At 38.5% G+C, this 26,517-nt stretch carries 18 protein-coding genes and 1 other annotated feature; of the genes, 4 read left to right on the plus strand and 14 right to left on the minus strand.

Annotated features, from left to right (window positions below; translation table 11 throughout):
- Window positions 1-39 precede the first annotated feature (39 nt).
- Genes AC58NB_RS05025 through AC58NB_RS05050 form a run of 6 tightly spaced genes read right to left on the minus strand, consistent with a single transcriptional unit; the run spans window position 40 to window position 7,809 of the window.
- The gene (locus tag AC58NB_RS05025; RefSeq protein ID WP_497425728.1) at window positions 40-1,248 is read right to left on the minus strand and encodes a type II secretion system F family protein; all 1,209 of its coding nucleotides are present in this window, start codon (window positions 1,246-1,248) and stop codon (window positions 40-42) included.
- Entirely contained in the window at window positions 1,249-2,289 is a 1,041-nt protein-coding gene (locus AC58NB_RS05030; protein ID WP_497425729.1) for a type IV pilus twitching motility protein PilT, read from the minus strand.
- A gap of 14 nt (window positions 2,290-2,303) precedes the next feature.
- Window positions 2,304-3,965: a GspE/PulE family protein gene (locus tag AC58NB_RS05035; protein ID WP_497425730.1), complete on the minus strand. Its 1,662-nt coding sequence runs from the start codon at window positions 3,963-3,965 to the stop codon at window positions 2,304-2,306.
- Between the two features lie 35 nt (window positions 3,966-4,000).
- Complete coding sequence (locus tag AC58NB_RS05040; RefSeq protein WP_497425731.1) at window positions 4,001-5,383, minus strand: VanW family protein; 1,383 nt, start codon at window positions 5,381-5,383, stop codon at window positions 4,001-4,003.
- A gap of 18 nt (window positions 5,384-5,401) precedes the next feature.
- Entirely contained in the window at window positions 5,402-6,259 is an 858-nt protein-coding gene (locus tag AC58NB_RS05045) for a PRC-barrel domain-containing protein (RefSeq protein WP_497425732.1), read from the minus strand.
- A 29-nt stretch (window positions 6,260-6,288) separates the two neighbouring features.
- On the minus strand, window positions 6,289-7,809 hold the full coding sequence (locus AC58NB_RS05050) for a hypothetical protein (RefSeq protein WP_497425733.1): 1,521 nt from the start codon (window positions 7,807-7,809) through the stop codon (window positions 6,289-6,291).
- A 137-nt stretch (window positions 7,810-7,946) separates the two neighbouring features.
- Here AC58NB_RS05050 and AC58NB_RS05055 point away from each other — a divergent pair, with 137 nt between their 5' ends.
- From AC58NB_RS05055 to AC58NB_RS05065, 3 genes are read left to right on the plus strand one after another with little or no spacing between them, the layout of a single operon-like run.
- Window positions 7,947-8,414 (plus strand): prepilin-type N-terminal cleavage/methylation domain-containing protein, encoded by a 468-nt coding sequence (locus AC58NB_RS05055; protein ID WP_497425734.1) that lies wholly within the window; start codon window positions 7,947-7,949, stop codon window positions 8,412-8,414.
- Entirely contained in the window at window positions 8,411-9,034 is a 624-nt protein-coding gene (locus AC58NB_RS05060) for a pilus assembly FimT family protein (RefSeq protein ID WP_497425735.1), read from the plus strand. The genes AC58NB_RS05055 and AC58NB_RS05060 overlap by 4 nt, the downstream gene beginning before the upstream one ends.
- 10 nt (window positions 9,035-9,044) lie before the next feature.
- The gene (locus AC58NB_RS05065) at window positions 9,045-10,637 is read left to right on the plus strand and encodes a hypothetical protein (RefSeq protein WP_497425736.1); all 1,593 of its coding nucleotides are present in this window, start codon (window positions 9,045-9,047) and stop codon (window positions 10,635-10,637) included.
- A 38-nt stretch (window positions 10,638-10,675) separates the two neighbouring features.
- On the opposite strand, the gene AC58NB_RS05070 is transcribed toward AC58NB_RS05065, so the two are convergent.
- From AC58NB_RS05070 to AC58NB_RS05090, 5 genes are all read right to left on the minus strand, one after another.
- Window positions 10,676-11,578 carry an ankyrin repeat domain-containing protein gene (locus AC58NB_RS05070; protein WP_497425737.1) on the minus strand — a complete coding sequence of 301 codons (903 nt, stop codon included), beginning with the start codon at window positions 11,576-11,578 and terminating at the stop codon, window positions 10,676-10,678.
- 74 nt (window positions 11,579-11,652) lie between these two features.
- A complete protein-coding gene (locus AC58NB_RS05075) occupies window positions 11,653-15,117 on the minus strand; it encodes an Ig-like domain-containing protein (RefSeq protein ID WP_497425738.1) in 3,465 nt (1,154 codons plus the stop codon).
- Between the two features lie 384 nt (window positions 15,118-15,501).
- Window positions 15,502-17,223, minus strand: a complete 1,722-nt coding sequence (locus AC58NB_RS05080; protein WP_497425739.1) for a sensor domain-containing diguanylate cyclase — start codon at window positions 17,221-17,223, stop codon at window positions 15,502-15,504.
- Window positions 17,224-17,339: 116 nt separating this feature from the next.
- Window positions 17,340-18,650 (minus strand): bifunctional folylpolyglutamate synthase/dihydrofolate synthase, encoded by a 1,311-nt coding sequence (locus tag AC58NB_RS05085; protein WP_497425740.1) that lies wholly within the window; start codon window positions 18,648-18,650, stop codon window positions 17,340-17,342.
- Between the two features lie 98 nt (window positions 18,651-18,748).
- On the minus strand, window positions 18,749-21,400 hold the full coding sequence (locus tag AC58NB_RS05090; protein WP_497425741.1) for a valine--tRNA ligase: 2,652 nt from the start codon (window positions 21,398-21,400) through the stop codon (window positions 18,749-18,751).
- Between the two features lie 68 nt (window positions 21,401-21,468).
- Window positions 21,469-21,707, minus strand: a binding site (T-box leader).
- 216 nt (window positions 21,708-21,923) lie between these two features.
- On the opposite strand from AC58NB_RS05090, the gene AC58NB_RS05095 reads away from it, so the two are divergent.
- Entirely contained in the window at window positions 21,924-22,115 is a 192-nt protein-coding gene (locus tag AC58NB_RS05095; protein ID WP_497425742.1) for a YszA family small membrane protein, read from the plus strand.
- 115 nt (window positions 22,116-22,230) lie between these two features.
- On the opposite strand, the gene ysxE is transcribed toward AC58NB_RS05095, so the two are convergent.
- The 3 genes from ysxE to hemL form a co-directional block, all read right to left on the minus strand.
- Window positions 22,231-23,259 carry a spore coat protein YsxE gene (gene ysxE / locus AC58NB_RS05100; protein ID WP_497425743.1) on the minus strand — a complete coding sequence of 343 codons (1,029 nt, stop codon included), beginning with the start codon at window positions 23,257-23,259 and terminating at the stop codon, window positions 22,231-22,233.
- Window positions 23,260-23,451: 192 nt separating this feature from the next.
- Window positions 23,452-24,927, minus strand: a complete 1,476-nt coding sequence (locus tag AC58NB_RS05105; RefSeq protein WP_497425744.1) for a LysM peptidoglycan-binding domain-containing protein — start codon at window positions 24,925-24,927, stop codon at window positions 23,452-23,454.
- Between the two features lie 300 nt (window positions 24,928-25,227).
- The gene (gene hemL, locus AC58NB_RS05110; protein ID WP_497425745.1) at window positions 25,228-26,517 is read right to left on the minus strand and encodes a glutamate-1-semialdehyde 2,1-aminomutase; all 1,290 of its coding nucleotides are present in this window, start codon (window positions 26,515-26,517) and stop codon (window positions 25,228-25,230) included.

Raw genomic sequence — 26,517 nt, forward strand, 5'->3', positions numbered from 1 at the left:
GGTAGAAATAAAGACATATTTTTATATTTTTGCATATATTTACCCGCTTATTTGATTAAACATAGTAAACATCGGTACGATAATAGCTAGGACAATAGTACCAACTAAGGAGGCAAGGAAAACAATCATCAAGGGCTCTATCAATGCCTTCAATGTATCTGTGCTGGCTTCGACTTCTTTTTCGTAAAACTCCGCTACTTTTGTAAGCATCGCTTCAAGCGACCCGGTTGTTTCCCCTATGGAAATCATCTGCGTGATCATCGGCGGAAATGCCCAATGTTTTTTCATTGGCACTGTAATTGACTGGCCTCTTTCCAATGAATCTCTTGATGCCAGTACAACCCTTCCGATTACTTCATTCTCAACCACCTGTTCCACCAACGTCATCGATTCCAATATTGGCACGGAACTGGAAAACAAAGAACTAAGCGTTCTGGTCATACGGGCAAGTGCCGCTTTTTGCAGCATGCTGCCAAAGATGGGTACCTTCAATAAAAAATAATCCAAATAATACTTAGACTTCTTATTTTTCTTAATTAAGAGGATGGCCCCAGCAAATAAAAGAATAAAGAGGACAACAAAGTACCAGCCTGTTTGCATCATATTGCTGGCATTAAGGACAAATTGCGTTATCGCAGGAAGTTCTCCGCCAAAATCGGCAAACATACTTACATATGTAGGCACAACTTTCACTAGCAAAAAAATCACAACTGCAATCGCTACGATGGCGATCACTATTGGATAGGCAAGCGCAGATGAAATCTTTCTCTTTGTGTCATGCTGTTTCTCATAATGAATGGCTAAACGGTCGAGCGTATCATCAAGATTACCGCCTATCTCTCCTGCACGAATCATATTGATGACCATAGGCGGAAATATTCTTTTATGTTTTGCTGCCGCTGTCGATAGAGGCTGTCCATCGCGAAGATCTGTCTCAATGTTTTGCAAGGTTCTAGATAGTGCCTTACTATCTGTTTGCTGAGAAAGAATATTCGTAGCTTCGACTACCGAAACTCCAGCTTTTATCAACGTGGAGAACTGGCGTAAATAAATAACAAAATGCTGAAGTTTAACAGGATTACCAATGGCAATATCCTTTGTTAGCAGTGTTTCAGGCATCTGAGCTATTTCAATCACGCGTACATTTTCTTTTTTTAGCTTCTCCATCGCTTCGCGTCTGTTTACTGCATTTATCACGCCAGACCGCTTGCCTTTTACATCACGGCCGGTATATTTAAACCTCGCCATCTACTCCACCTTTTCCTTAAGAAATGGAGCAGCGGATTCTCTTGTGATAATCCCGGCTGTTACCAGTTCCCGAATATTGCTATCGAGCGTATGCATCCCCTGAGCTTTTGATGTCTGCATGATATTCATGATTTGATGAATTTTTTCACTTCTAATTAGATTCGAGACAGCTGAGTTATTCATAAGAATTTCTGTTGCAGATCGGCGTCCGCTTTTATCTGCAGTCGGAAATAATCTTTGCGAGATAATCGAAATAAGCACATTGGCAAGCTGAATACGAACCTGCGCTTGTTGGGCTGATGGGAATACGTCAATTACCCTGTCAATTGTCGATGATGCAGAAGAGGTGTGGAGCGTTCCGAGTACCAAATGGCCCGTTTCCGCTGCTGTAATAGCTGTATGGATTGTCTCCAAATCTCTCATTTCTCCTACTAAAATGACATCAGGATCCTGCCTGAGCGCAGACCTCAAACCATTGGCAAAGTTATTAGTATCAAATCCAATCTCACGTTGGTCGATGATACACCCATTATGCTTATGCAAATACTCAATCGGATCTTCCAGCGTAATAATATGCTTTCTCATCGTTTGATTCATATACTGAATAAGCGCTGCCAGCGTCGTTGATTTACCGCTGCCTGTCGGACCCGTCACTAACACAAGTCCCTGCGGTTTATGGGCAATTTGTTTTAAAACCTCCGGCAGCTTCAATTCTTCCATAGTCGGAATCTGGGTAGGCACAATTCTGATGGCCATTGCTACACAGGAGCGCTGAAGATACGTATTAATCCGAAAACGGGATAATCCCGGAATGCCGTATGAAAAATCGAGCTCTCCCTTTTCTTTAAAACGGTCCCACATCTCCTCTGGCACAATCGCCCTTGCCATTCCTTCCGTATCCTCTGGACGCAACGATTCCTTACTGTATCGCTTTAATTCCCCATTAATTCGCATGATCGGGGGAACACCAACCGTTAAGTGAATATCTGATGCTTTGAACTCATATCCAGCTCGAAGCAAGCTATCAATCTTTTTATCCATCTATTGCCACCCCCCTATTCAAGAACAGCTACACGCAACACTTCTTCCGTCGATGTTAATCCCTGTTTTACTTTAAGCAGGCCGTCATCAATCAGGAAAACAGTCCGATGCTTGATCGCCAGTTCCCTTAGCTTTGTAAAGGATTCTCCGTTCATGATCACTCTTTTCATCTCATCGTTTAAAACGAGAATTTCATGAATGGCGATCCTTCCTTTGTATCCGGTCATATTACACGAAGAACACCCTTTGCCTCTTTTAACAGAATCTATTTTCATGCCTCTTTTCGCAAAGATCTCAATCTCTCTTTTCGTAGGTTGATGGTTCTCACCGCAATCCCGGCAAACACGCCGAACCAAACGCTGTGCCACAATACCACTGACCGATGAAGCAATTAAAAATGGTTCCACTCCCATGTCCATTAATCTGGTTACCGTGCTGAGTGAATCATTGGTATGGATTGTGCTTAATACGAGATGGCCGGTTAAAGAGGCACGTATCGCGATTTCAACCGTTTCCTTATCCCTTATTTCACCCACCATGACGATATTGGGATCCTGCCGCAGGATCGATCTCAACCCAGCGGCAAACGTCATTCCGACATTTGTATTAACCTGAATCTGATTGACACCTTCGAGTTGATACTCGACTGGATCTTCAATCGTGATAATATTAACCTCTTCAGTATTTAATTCGTTTAAAGCCGCGTACAATGTGGATGACTTCCCTGAACCAGTGGGTCCTGTTATTAACACAATTCCAGCTGGCTGCTCAATCATTGTTTTAAACCGTTGCATATTTAAATTGTTAAACCCAAGACGGTTCAAATCATTTAACGAGCTTCCCAAATCGAGAATCCTCATGACGATCTTTTCTCCAAATACCGTAGGCAAGGTCGATACACGTAAATCGACAGGGTGGAAATCTAAATTTATTTTCATTCTTCCATCCTGTGGAATTCTGTACTCAGTTATATCTAAGTTCGCCATAATCTTTATTCGAGCCGCCAAAACACTTTGCATGGATTTGGGCAATGTTCGCTCTGTCCGGAGAACTCCATCTACACGATAGCGGATCATCACTTTTGTCTCATGAGGATCCAAGTGAACATCACTTGCTCTTTGTGAAACAGCATTGGATAAGATCTGATTAACAAGCTTCACAATGGGCGAATCCTGATCCGTAATCTTATCATCTTTGCGAATATCGGTATCATTTAAATCTCCGAGCAGTTCCTCAATCCCTTCATCCTCGTCATAATATTTGGTAATTGTCCGCAGAATATCGTCTTTCGTAGCGATCGCTGCAATGATTTGAAAACCTGTCGCTAACCGTAAATCATCTATCGCATAGAAATCCATTGGATCAGCCATCGCCACATATAATTTTTCTCCTTCTTTTTTTAAAGGAATAAGAAGGCTTCTTTTCGCAATTTCCTTTGGTACTATCGCAAATAAAGTCGGATCGAACGGGTATCTGAATAGACTAACATGTGGTATGCCTAACTGAAATTCAAGTACTTCTATTAATTGCTGTTCCGTAATATATCCTTTTTGTAAAAGAACATCTCCAAGCTTTTCACCTTTTGTCTTAATCTCCAGCGCATTTTGAAGCTGGTCCTCTGTAATTAAACCCGCTTCCACTAACAGATCACCTAAGCGTTTTCGGGTTTGTGACATGATCCCATCTCCAATTTCATTAAATTTCCGTTAAACTATTCATTCTTTTTATCTGAAGCATCCTGTCCTTCTTCAACATCCTCTTCTATTGGTTTCGTATCCTCATCCTCTGCAGGTTCGTCTTCTTCAATCGGCTCTTCATCATTTTGTTCGCCATCTTCAGCCGGATTCTCATCCTTACCTGATTGTTCTTCCTCCGATCCCTCAGGAGCGGATTCTGAATCCTCTGCGTTATCTGATTCTTCTGGAGGCAGCTCTACCTCAGGTTCCTTTAATCCTGTGACGATTACCCGATGAATCGGGCCATAGAAATCATCAGAAAGGACTTCAGACAGAACTTCTTTCCCTTTTTCATCAATCGTCTTTCTGACGATCTTGATGAGCAATCCATCTGTACCTTCAACAGATACTTTACTGTCATTCTCCTTAAGCAAGGCACTGTACTGTTTGATCGTTTTTGGTTTGAATTTTGTTTCATCTTCCTTCACAAGATTGTATGTATATAAGAAGGAATGACCTTTCAAAGTCACAACCAGTTTACTCCCCTCCAGGGAAAAATGAAGAGTATAGGTTGTATCATTCGGGTTGGAAAATATCAGATCTACCTGCTTATCCAGATCCATTCTAGCTTCATACCCCAACTTGGCGTAATCTGGTAATTCACGGCTGATATTCCTCTCCAGAATAGCAAAGTTAGTAGGCATGATTGCTTCATATACAGCAGATGCAAATATGCTGGATGAAACCTTATCTTTTTTTGTTATATTGGCAGCTTTAATCGTCTCAATAAGGGACACTTGCGTTTTAGACGGTATTTCAATTTCAGGAACTGCTGTAAGTAAAAGACGGATTTCTCGTTCGCGGTCCTCTACACTAACGCTTGCCTTTGAAATTGTCTCCATCTGTTCAGAAGACCCCTCCAGATACTTTTCCATTTGAAAAACCAGCGGGCCCTGGTCAAGCATGGCAGCACTGGCCAGTAAATCAGCCGACAGTTTGTCCTTATCAATATGTTCGATCGCAAGCTTACTAGATAAGATGGGAATGAAGTCCTCAATCGCATTCTTCCTAAGCTCTACCTTCATTCCATTCTGTTGTCCTGAGTGTGCCTGTTGAAGTGTTTTCTCTCTATTAAATAGGAAGGAATCTGTGTTAAAAACAGTCTTTGTTTCCTTATAGGTAAACTCGATAAGACTATCTTTCATCCACTTTTCTGTCTCTTTCGTAATTAAATCATTTGCCTCAGCTATCGTTTTATTTGAAACATCTACAGAACCTACTGTTGTATTTGCCTCAAAATCATGCTCCGTATCCATAATGTTGTTGATTGCCAGCGAGCCATAATGAGAGAATCCAAGCATATATGCAGTAGAGAACAGTAAGATAATAAATACTTTACTAATGTGCTGCTTTCTCATAGCCAGGCTCCTCTCTAGTTAGCTAATGACATTCATCGACAATTCAACTACTACGGATGGCCCTTCGTTTTGAGCTGTTTCAACATCCGTTGCAGTTAGGTTTGTTCCTTTTGCAAATAAAAGTTCACCTTGGCCATTTAGAATATCCTTGCTTACCGTTTTCCCTTGTAGTAATTCTATTTGCTTTTCCTTTAGAGCTTTTTCGCTTTCAGATAACTGCTGATACAAAGATACACTTGCCTCTGCTTCCGCTTCCGTTTTTACAGCTGACACATCGGCCTGTGCTTCGTTTATTTCTACAACAGGTATTTTTTTGGGCTCAATTACTTCAATTGCCTCTTCGATTTTCCCTACAATTGGCTCTATTTCTTCGCCCACTTCTAACTCTTCAAGATGTTCAATATAAAAATCAGATGCATTTTCTACAACTACTAAAATATCTTTTCCAAATGTTAATACAGCTTCGGCTTTCAGAATGACATCCTTACCGCCAATACCGAGCTGCATACCGATGATATTTCCATTTTCTTCATCAATGAAATACTCAGAAATCTCACCGAGCAACTGTCCTTTTCTAGTCATAACCTTTGTATTGGTAATTTTGATTTTTTTATTCACCAACGTGTTTGCGATAGGAATTTCATTCAAATCAATCACGGCATTATCATTTTCAACCGTAATCGCATATTCACCAATCCCAATTACCTTTTTAAATGGAATGGCTTTTACACTTACTTGCCAATCCTCATGTTCAATCGTAAGAAAATCAACAGAACCCTTTTCCGGATTAATAACGATTGATTTAACATTCCCAATTTGATTGCCTTCGGAAATACTGATAATTGGTTGACTAATAATTTCTAAACTGTTCTTCATTAATGAGACACTTCCCTATCTGTTTTGTTTTATTCACAATATGTTTGGTATAAATAATCGAGTTGTTCAGCGAGAATAGGATACTGTTCAAACCGTTTCCTCAGTTTGAGCAGACTATGCTTCAAATCCTCCCATTTTTCCTGGGCGATATAATGATCGAGTAGTAATGTACTAAATTGGTAATACGTTTGATCCGGTAATTCATCTGTTAAATATCCTTTAAGGAATGATTCATATTCATTCTCCGAATAAGTCATTTTTGCCAATTTCATTTGATAAAAGAATGTATCAAACAATTGCCCCTGCAGTGCACTTTGTTCAGCTGTTGGTTGAGTTACCTCAAGCTCCTCAATATCCTCCAAGTGAATGGGTTCAGCTTCCATTTCAGGCGAATCACTGTCCAATTCATTATCTTGTGTTAATTCCTCTTCCAGAGTCGCTGTATGATTGTCAGAAAGAGATTCTTCCTCTTCTTCCTTACTCAGTAGTGGCCATTCAGCTGTTTCAACGTTCTCCTCCGCCTTCATTTCCTCAGCATTTACAACCAGCTCTTCTCCCTGCTTCGCGACTAGTGGGGATACGACCTCATCTGAGTGTTCAAGGATTGTCTTTTCATCAGTAGAACGATCTTCTTCTATTTCATCAATGATCAGTGGTAAATCCTCTTCAAATACATGAATAATCGGATCTACTGCCGGTTCTTCTACTATCAAGTCTGTAGATACTTTCAAATCCTCGTCTTCATCCTCTATATAGATTTCAATATCATCCATATAATGAACTGATAAATCATCCGATGGTGTCAATTCATCTCTATTCAAAAGAAAATCGACCTCGTCTTTCGTCAGCGATCCAAATGGTTCCGTCTTATCAGGACTTGAAATTTCTTTCTCCTCCCTATATATCGGATCGGAAATCTCAGATTGAATGGTTTCATCATTTACATTTCCACGATCCATCTCATCATCGTTCTCCAGTACTGGTTCTTTCTGAAGCAACTCAATGTCTTCATCCCAATGGATAACCGGTTGATCCATCTGTCTAGTTGTTTCTTTCGGTTGCTCCATCTCCAGGTCCATTATCAGATTTTCTGGCGAATCCAAAAAGTCACTCTCTGAATGAATGACATCTTTCATGACTACCGTATCACTATCTTCTGATTTTTTTTGTTCAGGCCGGACTTCCAGATGATCACTTCCATCTTTTGAAAGCTTTTGAAGCCCAATGTTATGTATCAAATCATCTCTTTCGTCTACTTCCACCTGAGGTTCATCACTTTTATAATCTGTAAGATCATTTCCCTCCTGGTCAAAAATGAGCCCTTCAAATTTTTCTCCCATAAAAAAAGTCATAACAAGAACGATAAGAAGCAAGATCCCTGCCGTCTGCCAGAGGGGGAAATTCATATTTGTATATATCCCAGTTAAAGCGATAATGATAGCTCCAAATATAATGATCATTTTCCCTTTAGACGTCATTCCCAGTGGCAAATACATAATGATTGGAATTAACAAAATCAACGATGCTAAAACCAATAAATAACTCTCCAATCCCACCACTCCTTCTTTTGACAATATCTTGCAAAACATATTATTTTTATAAATATAAGAAATAATACCTATTAATTACAAATATTTACTAGAATCATTGTATAATAAAGTAAGAAATATTAAAAGAAGGTGTGCCGATGAAAAACAAGAATATTTTTTATATCGAACGCGGTTTTACATTGGTAGAGGTTCTTTTGTCCGTTACCATTCTTGGTATTATTTTTTTAAGCATAGTAGCCTTGTTCAACAATACGTACGACTATAGTAAACGAAATGAATCCAAAACGGTCGGCATTAATGTAGCCAGGAATATACTGAATTATATAGAAAACCAGGACTTTAATACTATTAAAAATACATATTTTCCTACCAATGGTGGAACTGAAGAAATTAAGATTACAAGAAGTTCTTGTGACAAAAGCCCTCTTCCTGCAGATTCATGTGAAAACATGTTGAAAACGGTCGTTAATAATGTGACATTTGAAGCCACTATCACACTGACAAAACATCCTGAAGCTAATCTGCAAAATTATTTAATTCCGGTTGAAGTAAAAATAAACTGGAACGATCGTGAAACAAGCGTGGAGGGAGTATTGAAAAAGTGAAAAAATTCATTTTATCGGAGCGCGGTGTTACCCTTGTCGAATTACTAGTAACGATTTCTCTTATTTCATTGTTTGGCACAATTATGTACTCAGTGTTTTTAACCGGTGTAAATCTTTATCAAAAGATTGAGGTAGAGGGACAATTACGTGATGACGCTGATTATATTGCAACGGCTATTTTAAATGAAATGTACAGCAATTCTCCGAAATCAGTGAAAGCCTTTAAGGATTCTTCTACCGGCAAAGAGGGAATTATCCTGGTCAGAGCCAATCAGAAAAACGTAGATGGCTACCTCGTTGAGGAAGATACATCACAGCCGGAGAAAACAATTAAAATCTACTTCGATCAAGATAAATTTGTCATTGAGAGCAATAGCGGAACAACCCAGGAGATAAAAACAGTGGATATTGAATCGAAGTTCACTACGATCCATAACGGCTCATCAAATCCGACCAAATCTATGATTACTCTCGGTTCGGATGGTCAATGTAATGCAGGTTCCACGGAATGCCAACATGGTACGATTCAATTAAAGCTCGCCCTGAAAGGCAAAAATGACTTCAAAAATTCCCTTATTAATTCTAAACCGCTCGTACTGGAGAGCTCGTTTGGCTTTTAGGAGGATCCAAATGATACTAAAAAATGAAAAAGGCTCTACATTAATACTCGTTTTATTAATCTTCCTAGTCCTTACCACCCTCGGTTTGGCCATAGCCAGTGCCACGATAAACAGCGGCAAGCGGACAGAACTACGAGAAGAAGATATCACCGAAAATCTGGATGCTCTGCGCGATTTAAAAGAAGGTGTGGCAACCGTTGAGTCCTTTGTAGCTATGAATGGCGCTGATTTAATTAATCTCCCTGCGAAAAAAGATTACGACATCGCAATTGAAAAGTTTATAAAGGACGAAAATGCATCGAAGAGTAACCTTTATAAAATCGAGGATAAAACAACAGATCAAAGTAGTTATACAAAAATTTTACAGATCAGCAGTTCCGCCTATTCTCAAAAAGTATATATCACAGCAACACCGAGTTTTCTTAAGTACGCACTCGGATCAAGAGAAAGCCTCACCTTAAACGGCTCCCCATTAATCGAAGGAAATATCTATTCAAAAAAGACACTCTCGATTAGTAATGAAGCCAATTATATTTATGATTCAGTACCTAACAGCGAAGATACTTCACTGCCCGCTATTAAATCAGCGTCAAAAATCCACCTTGGTAATAAAATGCAGCCGATATCCTTGTGTTCTTCCGGCGATTGTTATACTGAAAGCCTCCAAGGTCAGCTTCCAATCTTTGAAAAAAACAGTACATACTGGAGTAATTTAACGATTGATCATTTGGAACAGGCATTCTCATCAGATGAAAAGCCTATATACGAAGATGAAACCATTCAATTTATCGATGTGGATATCCATCAATCCTTTATAGAAAAGCTAAGTGTAGCCGGCTTCTCCCCACAAGCCTTACAGGGGACTACAGATGGGGAAAAGAACAAGCATATTATCAATCAAATTAATGCTGGGCAATCAAATTTAGGTATTAAAAAAATCGATGATTTTCAATCGCTTGATAAAGATCATACATCCACGGCATTTTTGTATGCAGGTGATGCCCGAATAGATGTGGATGAAATCAATCTACAGGATCATCAATGGTTGATTATTGATGGAAACTTGTTTTTAGAGAGCGAAGGAAACAAAACCATGAATGTGAAAGGTAATATATTGGTAACCGGGAATATCAGTATAATAGGCAATTTAAGCTTTAATTCCGTCATCTATTCACTTGGTGATACAACGTTAAATAATATTAATATAACATGTTATCAGAATAGCTGTGACCAAGGGAATACCGGAGAAGTCCTCATCTTGATGACACAGGGCCAATTAGAAGTTTCTATCATCAATCCATTCAAGGATGAAGCTGATCAAATTAATGGGTATCTATATACAGCTTCGGAAGCAAATATCTATGCGGTCGGCTCTCTTCTTCGCGTGGAGGGAGGTATATTCTCCAAGGATAATCTGGTTATAAACAGCTATCGGGGGAGTGCAAAGGAAACAGGCCGTATTAATTTTACGTCTAATCAGGATAAACTGATCTCAAGGTTACAGGTGACAAACAATAAACGATTATTTTTAAATCAAACACAAGGACTTCCAAAGGTTAATGGATTAGAAGTCATTACAGACAGAATTGAAAAGATAAAATGACCTAACTAAAAAACCCGTTGGTTCCGCACCAACGGGTTTTACTGTTCCACTAAATTCACGATTTCAGTATGATTCCATTCCTTCGCCCAGATAGCAGCGGTCTTATTCTCCTTATCTTGAATAGATGGATCTGCCCCTGCTTTAAGCAGCATCTTTACAAAATCAATCTCACCATATTCACTGGCATACATGATTGCTGTTTTTCCTTCATTATTTTGTTCATTGATTAATCCGGGTATTTTTTTTAGAAGCACATCCAATAATTCTTCCCGCATATTGATGACAGCAGCCGTAATAATCGTATTTCCTTCTTGATCTTGCACTCTCAGCAATTCAGGATCCTTCTCTTCCAATAGAGTAATAACCTCTACATGTCCCTCCTGCGAGGCAATATAGGCAGGTGTTTCCCCCTCATGATTAGCTTGGCCCGGATCCAAACCTTCTTTCATCAACAACCCAGCGATATTCTCTACTCCACGCAAAGCGGCTATATGCAAGGCTGTATTACCGCTACTATTCGTATCATCCAGTTTATCTTTATGATTCTTGATGGCTACAAGAAACGTATCATAGGCTTCTTTATATGCCTTTTCATCGTCGGGATCGCCGATTGAAAAGACAAGCATAACAAACAATGGATTGTCAGAGTGGGGTGATACATCTGCTCCGTGCTCCAAGAGTACGCCGGCGATTTTATAATTCTGATTCATAATGGCTAAATCAAGTGGTGTTATTCCCTCTTTATTCGTCTTTAAGGAAGTATGTTTATTTGAAACCAATTCTTTTACTCGATCTAAATTACCATTGGCAATGGCCTCTGTCAGTTTCTCCTCATTCTCTTTTTTCACTTTTGCATTACTTTTTTCAGTAAAGCTGAAGATACCAATAACGACAGCCAATAGTAGGATTGCAGATACCGATAGAATGATCTTCCTTTTCATATAAGTTGTCTCCCCCGAGCTCTTCCTTAAAGAAATGGACTCACTCTAACATGCAGAATGAGTCTTCTCCTTAATTAATATTTTGAATTGCCGTTTCCATTTTCTCCGCTTCCAGGTGCTATAACATTCACTTTAAGATCTGCCGTATAGTGGATTCCTAAATCATCTATAAGTGTAATCTTAACCACTGTTTGACCGATTCGATTTCCGGTAAATTCGCCATCTGCGTTAATGGATACGTAATAATCATCCGCACTCTTATATATTCTGGATGTAATGTTTGTTGCGTCTTTAGGTACAGGATCATAATAATTAATGATAGAAAGAGTTTCACCTTTTTCTATTTCAACTTCCTCTAGAACACTAATTCCTTTAAGAGGCTGCCCGACATTTACAGTTACCTCTGTTGAAGCATTACCATCCTCAGAGGATACTAATACCATACCTTTTCCGGTACCTACTCCTTCAACTTTGCCATTCTCATCTACGCGTACAATATCAGGATTCAAAGACTTCCAAATAAGTTTCTTATTTGTAGCATTATCTGGACCTACATCATACGTAAGCTGATATTTATCAAATTTATTGATTGATAGAGGGTTTGGTGTGATTTCAATCCAGCCTACTTGTACTGAGGTAACCTTAATGGCTGCTGTTTTTCTAATCAATTCACCGTCTTTTGTTATGCCAATGACAGTTAGAATTGTATCTCCCTGTTTCAGACCTGTAATAGTGAAGTTTTCTTTATCGATGGATGCAATCGTTGGATCACTCAAAGTTAAGGTAAGGCTGTCTCTGTTTTCAGCGGGATCTGTTTTAATGGATAAGCCTTTTGTTTCCCCAACTTGTACATCCATATCTTCTACACTTATACTGTTCACATATTTGCGAACCGTAACATCTGCCTCTTTTTCCATTACTTTTCCAAAGACATCCGTTACTTTTACTTTTACCTTCGTCTTCCCGTCTTTTAAAACTTTTGCTGCACCTGTCTCAGGGTTAATGCTTATAATGTCTCCATTACTCCCTTCTGACCATTCGATACTTTTAATCCCTGCATTACTCGGAACTAAATCAAGATCAAGCGAAAAATTCTTATCTACATCCTTACTTAATTCAAACGTTGCAGGGAAAATAACTTTCTCTAGACCATTTTCAGCAACAAGTGTTAACTGGTTAAACTGGACATTCTCATCTTTTTTGAGAGCATTCTTATAACGTAGCGTCGAATCCTTTAATATATATTCTTGTTTCTCAGTTGGTTTTACATTAACCGTAAACGTAACAGGTTCCGCTCTAAAAATAGTTCCTACTTTTTTATAAACGATATTATTTAATGTTTGTGTATAGATTAGTCCTGACGTAAGTGTGCCGCTTGTTTTTCCTGACCCGCTGACTTCCATATCCGCAGGCAGTTTTTCCGTTAATGTCACATCATTTAAGGTGACAGTTGTTCCACTAATTGCTTTAGCAAGCTCTCCTGTTATATCTTGTGGCGTAATTGTATAGGTAATCTCCGTATTCTCATTAACCTTAATTGGGTTAGAGGCTTGAACAGTCCGGTTAACTTGAAGATTCGTCTTCAGCTTGACCACTTTCACAGTTAACTCTTTAGTTGCTTTGGCACCTTTGGCATCAATCGCTTCGATTCGGATAGCAGCATTTCCTCCCTCAGGTAAACCATGAGGGATTGGCTGAACGATCGTCGTACCATTACTTACATTCTTTTGTTCAAATACAAGCTTGTTATTAACATAGACCTTGGTTGCAATCTTTTTATCCCTCAAATCAAAATCCTGTATATTATAGGCAAGTTCAATATTTTGATTAGATGGAATTAGATCATTCTCATTTGGAGAAATAACCGTTATCATTGGCGCATGGTTCGATCCTAAAAAGGCCCGATACATGGTGTTTATGAATAGCTTCTGCTCCCAATCAGGAAATCCCGTATTTGTATGACCGGTTCCAGAATACGTAATATTCCCTTTGGAATACGTATAGTAATGATTCCAGCTGTCATTTTCATCGCGGATATTACTGGAATCCTTATTTGGTGCCTGATCACTTTTAATGTTATACCACGGGATGACACTCATATCTTCAAGATTTAAGGTAAAGTATTGATTATGTGTAAGAGCAATATCTTTTGCGTAAGGTTTTTTTTGACTTCTTTCTTTTTCCATATTATATGGATAACTTGTCATAATTCCGCTATTTACATTCGCAGTGGAAGTAGAAGGATACGGGGCATTATAGCCCAAATTCGTTTTGGGATCGATTTGGCCTGATATTGCTTTAAAATTATTCAGCCAACGGTTATTTGAATTACTACCCCTACCTTCTTTTTCAAAAATCGTATCATGCGTAAACATAACGCTTTGTTCCGAGCTAATAAATGTCTCTAATGAAGTGGATGAATTTTCATTTAAGTTGGTATTGTTATACTCATCACCAAATCCAAAAATAACCATATCGTATTTTCCGTTAATTTGCGTATGCGAATTGGTACCCGTTGAAGCATTAAACTTCTCCATGTTAGTGACATCGATATTAATTTTATATTCGTTCGTTTTCTCTAAGTAGGATTGGTTCATGTTGCCGGGCTTTAACAAACTGCTATTATAATTAGTATTCGGGGTAACCTGCAGGACTTTCAGTTCAACGGTTTGATCGACAAACTTAATCATTCCTTTTTCATAGTCCTTAAATCCCGTACCATTATCGATTAGTTCAAGCTTCCAATAACGGACTCCTGAATAACCCTTCGGTAATTGAAACGTGATTACGCTATTTTGTGAGGTGACTGGTATTTCTTTGACAATCTCATCAGTACTATATTGATCATTAAAATCAGAATCAATCGATAACCGAGCCTTTAAATCCCTGGACTCAATATTCACAGGCTTTTGCACCGTAAAATTAAAGCCTAGATTGTCACCATCCTGATAAGCAGTTGTTTCACTTGGTTTTGTGGTGAGTGAAAACCTCGGGCCCGTTGAGTTAGTATTACCTAGAAATGAATTTATCTCTTCTCTGGGAAAATCGTGCCAGAGTATGAACCGGGTATAGGTAAATACATTTGGTTTATTTAGAAAAGATTCTAACTGCCCCAATATTCCCTTATGAGAGTATATAGTATTACTATTTAATATGACCGGCTTGCCCTTATTGATAAAACTATTAATAATTTCCTGTAATTTTAAACTAGTAATATCGTTCTGTATGGATGTTGTATTATGATTTTTATCTGTCACTTTGGTGTGCGAATATGTTCCTTCCATAATAGCAATCATGTCATATTTTCCATCTAACTCTTCTCGTAATGCCACAAATTTTTTCATAGGCATTGACGTATACTCATAATTGCTCGTTCCTAAAAAATCTTTCAGTTTAGAAGGGTAATTATTTATATTGTCGTATATCTCCAAAACTCTTATTTTTGGAGTACTTTTCGCTCCCTCCGCGACATGAGGAGCCTGAATTACAGTTGAAAATAAAATGAAAAAAATGATCACGAGCCTTAGCCCTCTTTTCATAAAGCCACCTCCTAACTTGTTTTTTAAATAGAATCTATTACGCAACTCATACAATTTACCTATTTTATTACTTATCATTATACAGTCTTTACCATTATTTTGTATATTTTTCAAAAATATTTTATCCCTCTTTTATAGATGTAGATAAACCTTTATCCATTTGATTTACAAAGAATGGATCGGACAACTATTCGTTATCTAATAATAGTAAAACTACTCGATGTGAGCATTAGTTTAATAGACTCTCCAGCTCGCTTTCATATATAAATATAATCAATTGTTTGATATATAAAACAATTGATTATGATGCTCTCCCAAAATTAATCGTTTTTATTAACAAAACAAGACGTATTCTCCATCCTAAATAGGCAGAATACGTCTTGTTTATTTACTATATTGTGCAACCTTGTTACGGCCAGCCTGTTTTGCTCCTGTATACATGGCTCGGTCTGCATGGCGGATTAACGATTGAGGATCATCCGCATCAAATGGAGCCGTTGACACTCCAATGGATGCCGTCACTCTCACTTTAATCTTTGTGCGATCATTGCCCAAATCTGATACTAGTTCATATGGTTTTGTACCAATTTTTTGACGTGCCAGTTCGGCAAATTGATAGCCTTCTTCAATGCCCGCACCAGGGAGTACGAGCACGAATTCTTCACCGCCATATCTGGCTGCAATCCCCTTATACCTAACAAGAGAGGTTAAACGTTCTGCTACCTGGCATAGCACATCATTTCCACTCAAGTGCCCATAAGAATCATTTATTGCTTTAAAATGATCCAAATCTATTAATATAAGGGTCAATTTATCTAATTTTTTATCCCTAATCAAGTTAAACTGGTCTTTTAAGTAATCTTCAAGGTAATAGGTATTATAAAGCTTCGTTAATGAACAGCGTTCGCTTTTTGCTTTTGTTTCCTCATAATGTTTTGCATTTTCATAAGCTGAGGCAAGATAGGAGGAAAGGATATCAGCAATCATTAGCTGATTTTTTTCAAAGAAGTTTTTTCTCGAAGAAATATAGAGAACAATCCCTTCCATTTGCTCCCCCTTTAAAACAGGGACAATTAATATACTTTCTGCCCAATCCGGCATCCCATTATTTCTATATTTCTTTAAGGAGGCAGAGTTGTGAATTAATAAGGATTGTTTCGACTTCCATACTTCCCCTATCAAACTGTCGGTTGCGGAGATTAAATTTAAGTGAGGCGTACTCAGCTCATTCTTACTTTCAAAGCGTAGCATACGAAGGTGATTATTTGTCTTTGCATCTATACCAAAAATATAGGTTTCCTCCACTGGAAAAATCTCAGTAGCTTCATTGATAAATAAATCTAGTACTTGCTTGATTTCCAATCTATCCGTTAACCTGTGGCCAATTTGGCTGGCTTTTTGCAAATCTTCATTTACTTTTCCAGCCTGATAATACAATCTCATTACCATAGCCAGGCTGACAAGCGGTATACCGACAATTATGATGGATACCAAACCCAATTCCTGATAGGTTGAATACAATAATAAACCGATCGGAAAGATGATAATACTGGATACTATATCTGCAACCTGATCTTTTGCAACGAACTCTACTTTTGTTTCGTATACAAATAGGTCTATTAATAAAGCACATACAAAATTCGATAGAAACCAAACTATTTGATGAATGACAATCAATGAGAATATACTCAAATCCAATAAATTTAGATCGGAATGCTGACCACCAAGCCAATAGTATATTAAACCGCTTGTTACTGAATTGATGAAAAACATCAGGGAATTCATAGGAATGCGGAAAAATTCCTCTTTATTTATTTTTATTCGATAAAGGATTGTCATTACCCCGATTTGCGAAAGGACAATCTCCACAAACAGTCCGTACTGAAGGAAGATAGCCAACGATACTCCCTGAAGGAGAAAAATCGGCATTCCATTTATCATAATAGGATAGTAGGTAATAATGCAAAGCAGTAATAGGAACAAAATAATATCTATTGAAAATAGGTTTCCTATTACTGGGTACTCTGTATAAGAAATAAAAATACCTGTAGGGACGATCAGAAGCCACAGTATCCAAATAATGAAGCGTTTTTGTCTAGTAACCATTACCGTCCCTCCTTGCAGGTAATTTTATCCATCATATGTCACATGTTATCAAAAATTCTGACATTTGTCATATATATATTGGGGTAAACAGGTCTTATGGAGGATTGTTGTTCATTTCAAGATTTATGGCTGAAATTGCTTATCAGATAGGGACGTATAGCCGCTAAGAAATATAAGGAACCTGTGACTAACACCATGTCGTCCTTTTCCATTTTAGCTACTATTCTATTCAGACCTTCTCTCCAATCCTTTTGGATAGCTTTATGCGGGTGCCCGCTATTTGAGAAAAGCTCCTCAGCCTTATTCATTCGTTCTAATGGCATTTCCGTAAAGGTTATACTGGCAGCCCTCTTTTCAATCAAATGGATCATTTCCTTATAGTCTTTATCTTTTAAGGCTGCAAATAAAATATGTATATTCCGTTTTGGATAGCGATCTTCAATAGTCGATAGCAAGGCCTTTATACCTGAAACATTATGGGCACCGTCTAAAATGACAAGCGGCTTGCTTGATACAATTTCAAAACGACCTTTCCATCTGGCAGATGCCAGTCCTTTCCTGATACTTTCCTCTCGTATTGGAAAGCCACACGTCGTGCTTAACACCAATGAACTGATCACAGCAAGTGCCGCGTTCTCAACTTGATGGCTCCCAAGCATACCAATGCGCAGACTTTCCAATAGATGCCCCTTCCATTCCACCGTAAATACTTCCTCATCCATAGGCTGCATATGATTTAGGACTTTAAAATCTTTTCCAGAAGCATATAAAACTGCATTCATATGTTCTGCTTTTTTTACTATCGGATCAAGGGCTTCTTGAGCTCTTACACCAGTAATAACAGAGATTCCTTCCTTGATAATTCCAGCTTTTTCTGTTGCAATTTCACTTAATGAATTCCCCAAAATATTCGTATGTTCTAACGAGATACTCGTAATTACTGATATAAGCGGTTCAATTACATTTGTGGAATCGAGCCGCCCACCTAGACCGGTTTCAATAATCAGGATGTCCGGCTGCTCATTCTTGAAATGTAAAAAAGCCAAGAGCGTGGTTACTTCAAAAGCGGTCAAATAATCTCCGTTTTCCTCTGCTTCATTTAATACGGGAATAACTGAATTCAGTAAATCTACTAATTGATTATCTGTAATCATTTCTTCATCAATCATAATTTGTTCATTTAACTTTTCAAGATAGGGAGATGTAAAAGTACCGACCCTGTATCCTTCTGAATTCAGGATATTTTTCAAATAGGTAAGTGTAGATCCTTTTCCATTGGAGCCCGCAATATGTATACAGGGGATGCTTCGTTCAGGATTTGACAACTTACACAGAACCTTTTCCATTCGTTCCAGTCCAAAATTCATTCCAAGTTTAGCAGTACGATTTGCAAGGAATTCCTCTGCCTGTTGATAATTTTGTATCATTTTTTCACTCCCTAACCATTTTTGGCTTCTATAGTAGTATGACATCATTCAACAAAAACACCCTGTTCAAATGCTTCGAACAGGGTGCAGTCTGATTTTTAAGCCAATTCTTCTAAATCTTTTAGACGAGCTTCCACAGCCTCACGTTTTTCAACATAGTCTGCCAGTTTAGCTCTTTCCTCTTCTATTACCTTTTCAGGCGCTTTTTTCATAAAGCCTTCATTCGAAAGCTTTTTCTCAATTCGTTCCACTTCTTTTTTCCATTTATCAAGTTCTTTTTGAAGACGTTTTTGTTCTTCTTCAATATTTAATAGACCTTGCAACGGAAGAATTAATTCAACGCCGGTAACGATAGCTGTCATTGCTTTATCGTCAACTGGGATATCCGTACCGATTGTTAATTCTTCAGGGTTACAGAAGCGTTCAATATAGCTGCTGTTCTTTTCTAAAACAGCCTGTGTTTCTGCATCTTTGGCTTTCAAAGAAAGTTTGATTTTTTTGCTGAGTGGAGTATTCACTTCTGCACGTATATTACGAACTGTACGAATGATTTCCACAAGCAATTTCATTTCATCAGAAGCTTTATCATCTGTTAAGTCTGGATTTACAACAGGCCATGCAGCTGTTGTGATGGACTCACCCTGATGAGGAAGGTTCTGCCAAATTTCTTCCGTAATGAATGGCATGAACGGATGTAATAATCTCATTGTTTGATCCAGTACATAGGCCAAAATAGAACGTGTTGTAAGCTTAGCTGCCTCGTCTTCGCCATACAGAGGAAGTTTCGCCATTTCAATGTACCAATCACAGAAATCATCCCAAATGAAGTTGTACAAGGCACGACCTACTTCACCGAATTCGTATTTATCTGCCAATCTTGTTACGGTTTCAATGGTTTCATTTAAACGAGTTAAAATCCATTTATCAGCAACAGATTTTTCACCTGTTAAATCGACTTCTTCATACTTCAGACCATTCATATTCATTAAGCAGAAACGGGAAGCATTCCAAATCTTATTGGCAAAGTTCCAAACAGATTCTACTTTTTCATAGCTGAAACGTAAATCCTGACCAGGTGAGCTTCCAGTTGTTAAGAAATATCTCAGTGAATCCGCACCATATTTCTCAATAACCTCCATTGGATCTACACCATTGCCAAGTGATTTACTCATTTTTTTACCATTTTCATCACGTACAAGGCCATGAATCAATACATCTTTAAACGGACGCTCTCCAGTAAACTCGATTCCTTGGAAAATCATTCTTGATACCCAGAAGAAAATAATGTCGTATCCAGTTACAAGCGCTGCTGTTGGATAGTAACGTTTAAAGTCTTCTGAATCTGTATCTGGCCAGCCCATTGTGGAAAACGGCCATAACGCAGAACTGAACCATGTATCCAACACATCATTATCCTGAGTCCAGTTTTCGATATCTGCAGGGTCTTCCATTCCAACGTATACTTCACCAGTTTCTTTATGGTACCAAGCTGGAATACGATGTCCCCACCATAGCTGTCTAGAAATACACCAGTCATGAATATTATCCATCCAGTTCAAGTACGTTTTTTCAAAACGTTCCGGTACGAATTCTACTTTACCTTCTGTTGATTGCAATTCAATTGCACGCTCAGCCAAAGGTCCCATTTTAACGAACCATTGTGTGGATAGATAAGGTTCTACTACGGCACCGCTTCTTTCAGAGTGACCAACCTGATGGATATGCTCTTCAATTTTGAACAATACCCCTTGATCCTGAAGATCTTTAACAATTTGCTTACGGCAATCGAAGCGATCCATCCCTTCATATTTACCTGCTTTTGTATTCATTGTGCCATCTTCATTCATCACTAGAATACGTTCAAGATTATGACGGTTTCCTACTTCAAAGTCATTAGGATCATGTGCCGGTGTAATTTTAACAACACCGGATCCGAAATCCATTTCAACATACTCATCGCCAACGATTGGAATTTCTCTTCCTACAATCGGCAGGATAACTGTTTTTCCGATTAGGTGTTTATAACGATCATCTTCTGGGTGCACAGCAACTGCTGTATCACCAAGCATTGTTTCCGGGCGAGTCGTTGCCACTTCAATATGTCCGCTGCCATCAGCAAGAGGGTAGCGCATATGATAAAAGGCACCTTTAACTTCTTTATGAATTACTTCAATATCAGATATCGCTGTTTTTGTGCTTGGATCCCAGTTAATTATATATTCACCGCGGTAAATAAGCCCTTTTTCATAAAGTTTAACGAAAACTTCACGAACCGCTTTTGAAAGCCCCTCATCCAGAGTAAAACGTTCGCGTGAATAATCGAGGCCTAAGCCAATTTTTGCCCATTGTTCACGGATATGGGATGCGTATTCTTCTTTCCATTTCCATGTCTCTTCAACGAATTTTTCACGTCCTAAATCATAACGAGAATTACCTTGATTACGAAGTTTCTCTTCTACTTTTGCCTGGGTTGCAATTCCGGCATGGTCCATACCTGGCAGCCATAAAACGTCATACCCTTGCATTCTTTTCATTCTTGTCAAAATATCCTGTAATGCCGTATCCCATGCATGGCCCAAATGAAGTTTACCCGTTACATTTGGAGGAGGAATGACAATCGTATACGGTTGTTTTTGTTTATCCTGTCCTGCTTCAAAGAATTTGCCCTGTAACCACCAGTCATATCTTCCTTTTTCAATTGACTGCGGATCATATTTGGTTGGCATTCCAATATCCGTTTGGTGCTCCATATTTCATTCTCCTTTTTATTCATACTTTGGTGAAAAATCCAATAAAAAAAACCGTTTCATCCTCTGTAAAAAAGGACGAAACGGTATGTCTCGCGGTACCACCTTTGTTCCAACACAAATAACAGTAGTGTTGACACTTCATTCCTTTAACGGTTCTTCACCGGTTATCCGCTACTGGTTTACACGTTCACAGAAAACAGCTCCTGGGCGACCTTCTGCGATTACGGTCACTGAAGGAATCTTGCAGCCGATGGATTCCTCTCTCTTACAGTCTTCATCACATACTCTTCCCGTTCAAAGCTTTTACTCGATATTCTATTTAGTTAGAAATCATTTTTTTAATACTGTTATCATACATAAGTATACATCTACTCGTCAATCATTGTTGACCATTTTTTTATTTTTTATTCAGCCGCTTGACGCCTGCAGCTGCATCAAATTTTGGAATGATGTAGATTCGTTCCTTATGGACAGTCACCCATTAAGGCAATATCTTATAACCTATCATAAAGGGGGAATTTACATGCGAAAAAAGGTGAATCAATATAAGATGCCTCCATGGGTCCGGAATACAAGAAATATCCTACAGCAATTCTCAATACCATTCGCTGTCTTTCAAGGGATCAGAACCTTCTTTTTTCCAACCACTTTTGATATATTCCTTTTATTTTTACTGATTGGTCTTGCATTAGCTTTTCACTTTGACATTCTCTAATCTCTTTAAATCTTTAGTTTAGACCAGGTGGAATCAACCTGGTTTTTGTATGGTGTGACTATCATCAGCTCGGTAAGTGGGGGATTAATATTCCTGTGCAATCCATTCATCATCTTTATTGATTCGTTTCAACCTTCGACTTTTTACTTTCTTCTATCTGCTCCATTCTCATGATAATATATTCAATATTTTTTAATAACCAATACTGCCTTTGGAATTTCCGACAAAATTGCAGCTCATCCTGTTTATCTTTTTTTCTCGCATATTGTTCAACCACCTTGATACAATTAGCTGGATAAGCCAAATAAGATAAAAATAAGTTCAATTCTCCTTCCTTAAACGGGAAATACCTCAGATACAGATAAATCCAATCCACGATTTCCTCCCCCTGGATTGGATACGTTTTTAACTGTTTAACCACGAACGGTAATAGGTCAAAATAGGGAGGAGCCGTTTTCGTTTGTTCAAAATTGATAAAATGACCATATCCATTTTCGCTATATAAAAAATGGTGAATCGATACGTTTCCATGTGTGACAACACTGCGTACTTTTTCTTCTTCCTTTGTAATCTCAAACCAAACCTTGAGTTTATCTAATGAATACGTCAAAGCCTGGGATAAGTCATAAAAGCACATACAAAATAATTGTTCAAAAGGGGACATATACCATTTCTTTTCGATTGAAATAACCATTTCACGGATAAATTCCTTCTGTTCTTCCCATTCCTTGACTGTTTTTTCGAAATGCTCTTCCCTTTCTTCTTTCGTCGTGCTAATCTCCTTAACGGATAATGTGTGCATTCTAGCCAGTTCCCTGAACATTTGCTGATGTCGTTCTGTTCGTTCCTCCACATGTTCATCCGGCAGCCAAGGCATAAGATAACTGATTTTATCACGTGTTAATACGCCATATCTTCCATCTTTTGCAGGAAAGATGGGTACAATACGGTTATATCCGTTTTGATAAAGGTTCTGTACATTTTTGATAAAATCGAATCCTTTGGTAGCCGGGATGGTTTTAACTGCAAATATACCATTATTCGTATATACTTTCTTTACCTTTCCAAAATCCTCATAAAATTCAAGTTCCAATTGATAATTTTTCAGAAAATCAGTCATCCATTCCTGATCTTTTCTTAACATCCCTATGGCACCCTTTCTGCTTGTGCCTTTTTGGAAATCTAGCTAAATCAACAAGGCTCTAGTAATTGTCTAAAAATCAGTACGCATATACTCTTTTCTTTTAAAAAAACACCTGAACATCAGCTCTACTTTATAGATATCTACTAAAAAAGCAGAGCCATTAATGCTGTGCTCTGCTGTTAACTGAACCTATTATTTATAAGAAGCAGCAGCTTCAGGTATATAAATCACCTGACCAGCTTTAAGATCAGTTGCTAATTCCAGTCCATTTATTCTTGAGATATGCTGGACACTTGTTTTATATCGGTTGGCTAGAAGTTCAATACTGTCCCCGTGCTGAACAATACATACTCTAACTTTTGCTCGCTGGGTTTCTTCCTGCTGTGTAAATAAATCATAGAGGGGTGAATTAGGTTTATCTTCCGTTTGATCTGTGTTCGTATTTTCATTTTCTCTTTTTTTCTTTTCTGAAGAGTGTTCATTTGAACGGTATTGTTTCTCAGCATACTTATTGTATGCCTGCTTTTCTTTCGTTTCACGTACCTTGGATACACTCGTTTCCGCTTCTTCTGTAGATTCTGTTAAATCCGGCTGTTCTTCCATGTGAGATTGTGGATGGTGTACTCTGTTATCCACTGAACTTTCCTCAGATTCAGATAGGTTATTCAAGGACGATCCTTCATTTAATTTGGGCGGCTCTTCGTCAAATGCAGGATCACTTGGAATTGAAAACGATTGCTTTACATCCTCCTGATTCTCTCGATTAACTACTGGTTCTCGTTCAAACGCAAAAGGAGAGTATTCCTTCCCCTCTGATTCTTCATCTGACAGGACCTCATCATCTGTTTTTTGTTGATTAGCTTGGGGTGATAGTTTTGTTTCCACATAAAAATGGTTATCTAATTCATCATAAGGATCTGCAGGCGGCGTAAAAGGAGTATAACTATCGAGAAATTGTTCAGATGGTTCAATCTGTTTTTTTGACTCATGCCCATCTTCTACTCTATCTTCAACAGAATTCAATCGGTATAAAGGTTCTTCCTCCTGTTCGTCCTCTTGCTCATAATGAATGTCTGCCTGAATGGTAATTTCCTCTGCAGACTCTTCTTCCGCTTCAACCGCTTCATTCCATAGATGCGGATGCTGTTCTTCCACGTATCTTTGTGATGTTTCATTTTGATAATGTGATGTTTCCTCTCGTTCCTCTGTCTCTGCCACTTGCTGCTGTTCATGAGGAAGATCCTCATATACTCCCCCAATCCACAAATCTGCTGTAATCTGTAGATATCCTTTTTCCGGCAGCTTATAATCAAATGTATGAACACCTACATTAAGTTCATCCATATCCCGGACTCTTTCTGCAGGAATCGTAATATCGACTGGAAATTGCTGGTGAAATTCATATAAATGGTGCTCCCCTTGGTCGATTACAGAAACATAACGCCGAAACGGATCATCCTCTCCCTCTTCCTGTTCATTTGCTTCAGCCGGCTTATACTCCCCCATTAAATCCAGAGTACCTTTAAGAATGATATACTGTTCTACTTGATGAGCTGAAACATTTGGTTCAAGTGAGATCGAATAGAGTTCATCAACTTCCTGTCCTCTTTGGAACCACACACTCTCTTCTAATGAAAATCGTAATAACGATGTATTTTCCTCAGACACACATTTTCCTCCTTCCAGCCCTTTTCATCTAAATGCCATTATCAACCTATGCGTAAGATGCAGAAAATATGTTCTTTCTTAAACGTATGCCCAAAAAAATAAAAAATCTCCAGAGTTAACACTCTGGAGATCCACTAGATAAGTCATTTTATCCCGTTCACACTAGCCGTTATGACTCCTACTTCAAACGTTAGCAGAAGCACAATAACGGGTAAGTGAGAGATTAACGCCAGTAAGAACCCGGGTTAGTTTAACTAATGCACGAAAGGGATGAAAGCTCCGCCATACATTAGTTGAACTTTATCGTTTAATTGCTTTAAACGCTTTTTGAGCTGCCTGTATAGTTCTTTGAATGTCTTCATCACTGTGTTCAACAGAAAGAAAGATTCCTTCAAATTGCGAAGGTGGTAAGAAGACACCATTTTCCGCCATTTCTTTATAATACTCCGCAAAAAATTGAAGATCCGATTGTTTAGCAGACTCGTAATCTGTAACAGGTTCATTCGTGAAAAAGAAGCCAATCATGGAGCCTGCACGGTTACAAGTTAATGGTACATCATACGTTTCAGCTGCTTCTTTAAACCCTGCCTCTAAGAAGTCCGCTTTCTTACCAAACTCTTTATACGTATCTTCAGTTAGCTGTATTAATGTTTCATACCCTGCAGTCATCGCAATCGGGTTACCTGATAATGTTCCGGCTTGGTAGATCGATCCACTTGGTGCAATTTGACTCATAATTTCTTTCTTACCGCCAAATGCTCCTACTGGAAGTCCACCACCAATTACTTTTCCAAGACAAGTTAAGTCTGGAGTGACATCAAAATGCCCTTGTGCACATTGATAATCAACACGGAAACCAGTCATAACTTCATCAAAAACTAATAAAGATCCGTGAGTCTCAGTGATATCTCTTAATCCCTGCAAGAAACCTGGCAGTGGAGGTACCACTCCCATATTGCCTGCAACTGGTTCTACAATAACGGCTGCGATATCATCACCAAATTGCTCAAAGGCAACTTCGACACTCTTAAGATCATTGTACGGAACCGTAATCGTATTCCGCGCAATACCTTCCGGAACTCCCGGGCTATCAGGCAAGCCTAATGTAGCAACACCAGAACCTGCTTTAATGAGCAATGAATCCCCATGCCCATGATAACATCCTTCAAACTTAAGGATTTTATCTCGACCGGTGTACCCTCTTGCCAAACGAAGTGCACTCATGGTTGCTTCTGTGCCCGAGGACACCATTCGTATCATTTCAATGGAAGGCACACGATCAATGACTAGCTGTGCCAATTTATTCTCCATTAGTGTTGGCGCACCAAAGCTTGTCCCTGTTTCAGCAACCCGTTTAATAGCTTCTACTACCCGATCGTTTGCATGGCCAAGAATTAGAGGGCCCCAGGAAAGAACATAATCTATATATTCATTGCCATCAATATCATAGATTTTTGATCCTTTTCCCTTTTCCATAAAAATCGGATCCATATTAACTGATTTAAAAGCACGAACCGGACTGTTTACACCGCCTGGTAATAAATTTATAGATTCCTGGAATGCTTTCTTAGAATTTTCATATGAACGCAT

The organism is Pradoshia sp. TA40_28, assembly GCF_059694525.1.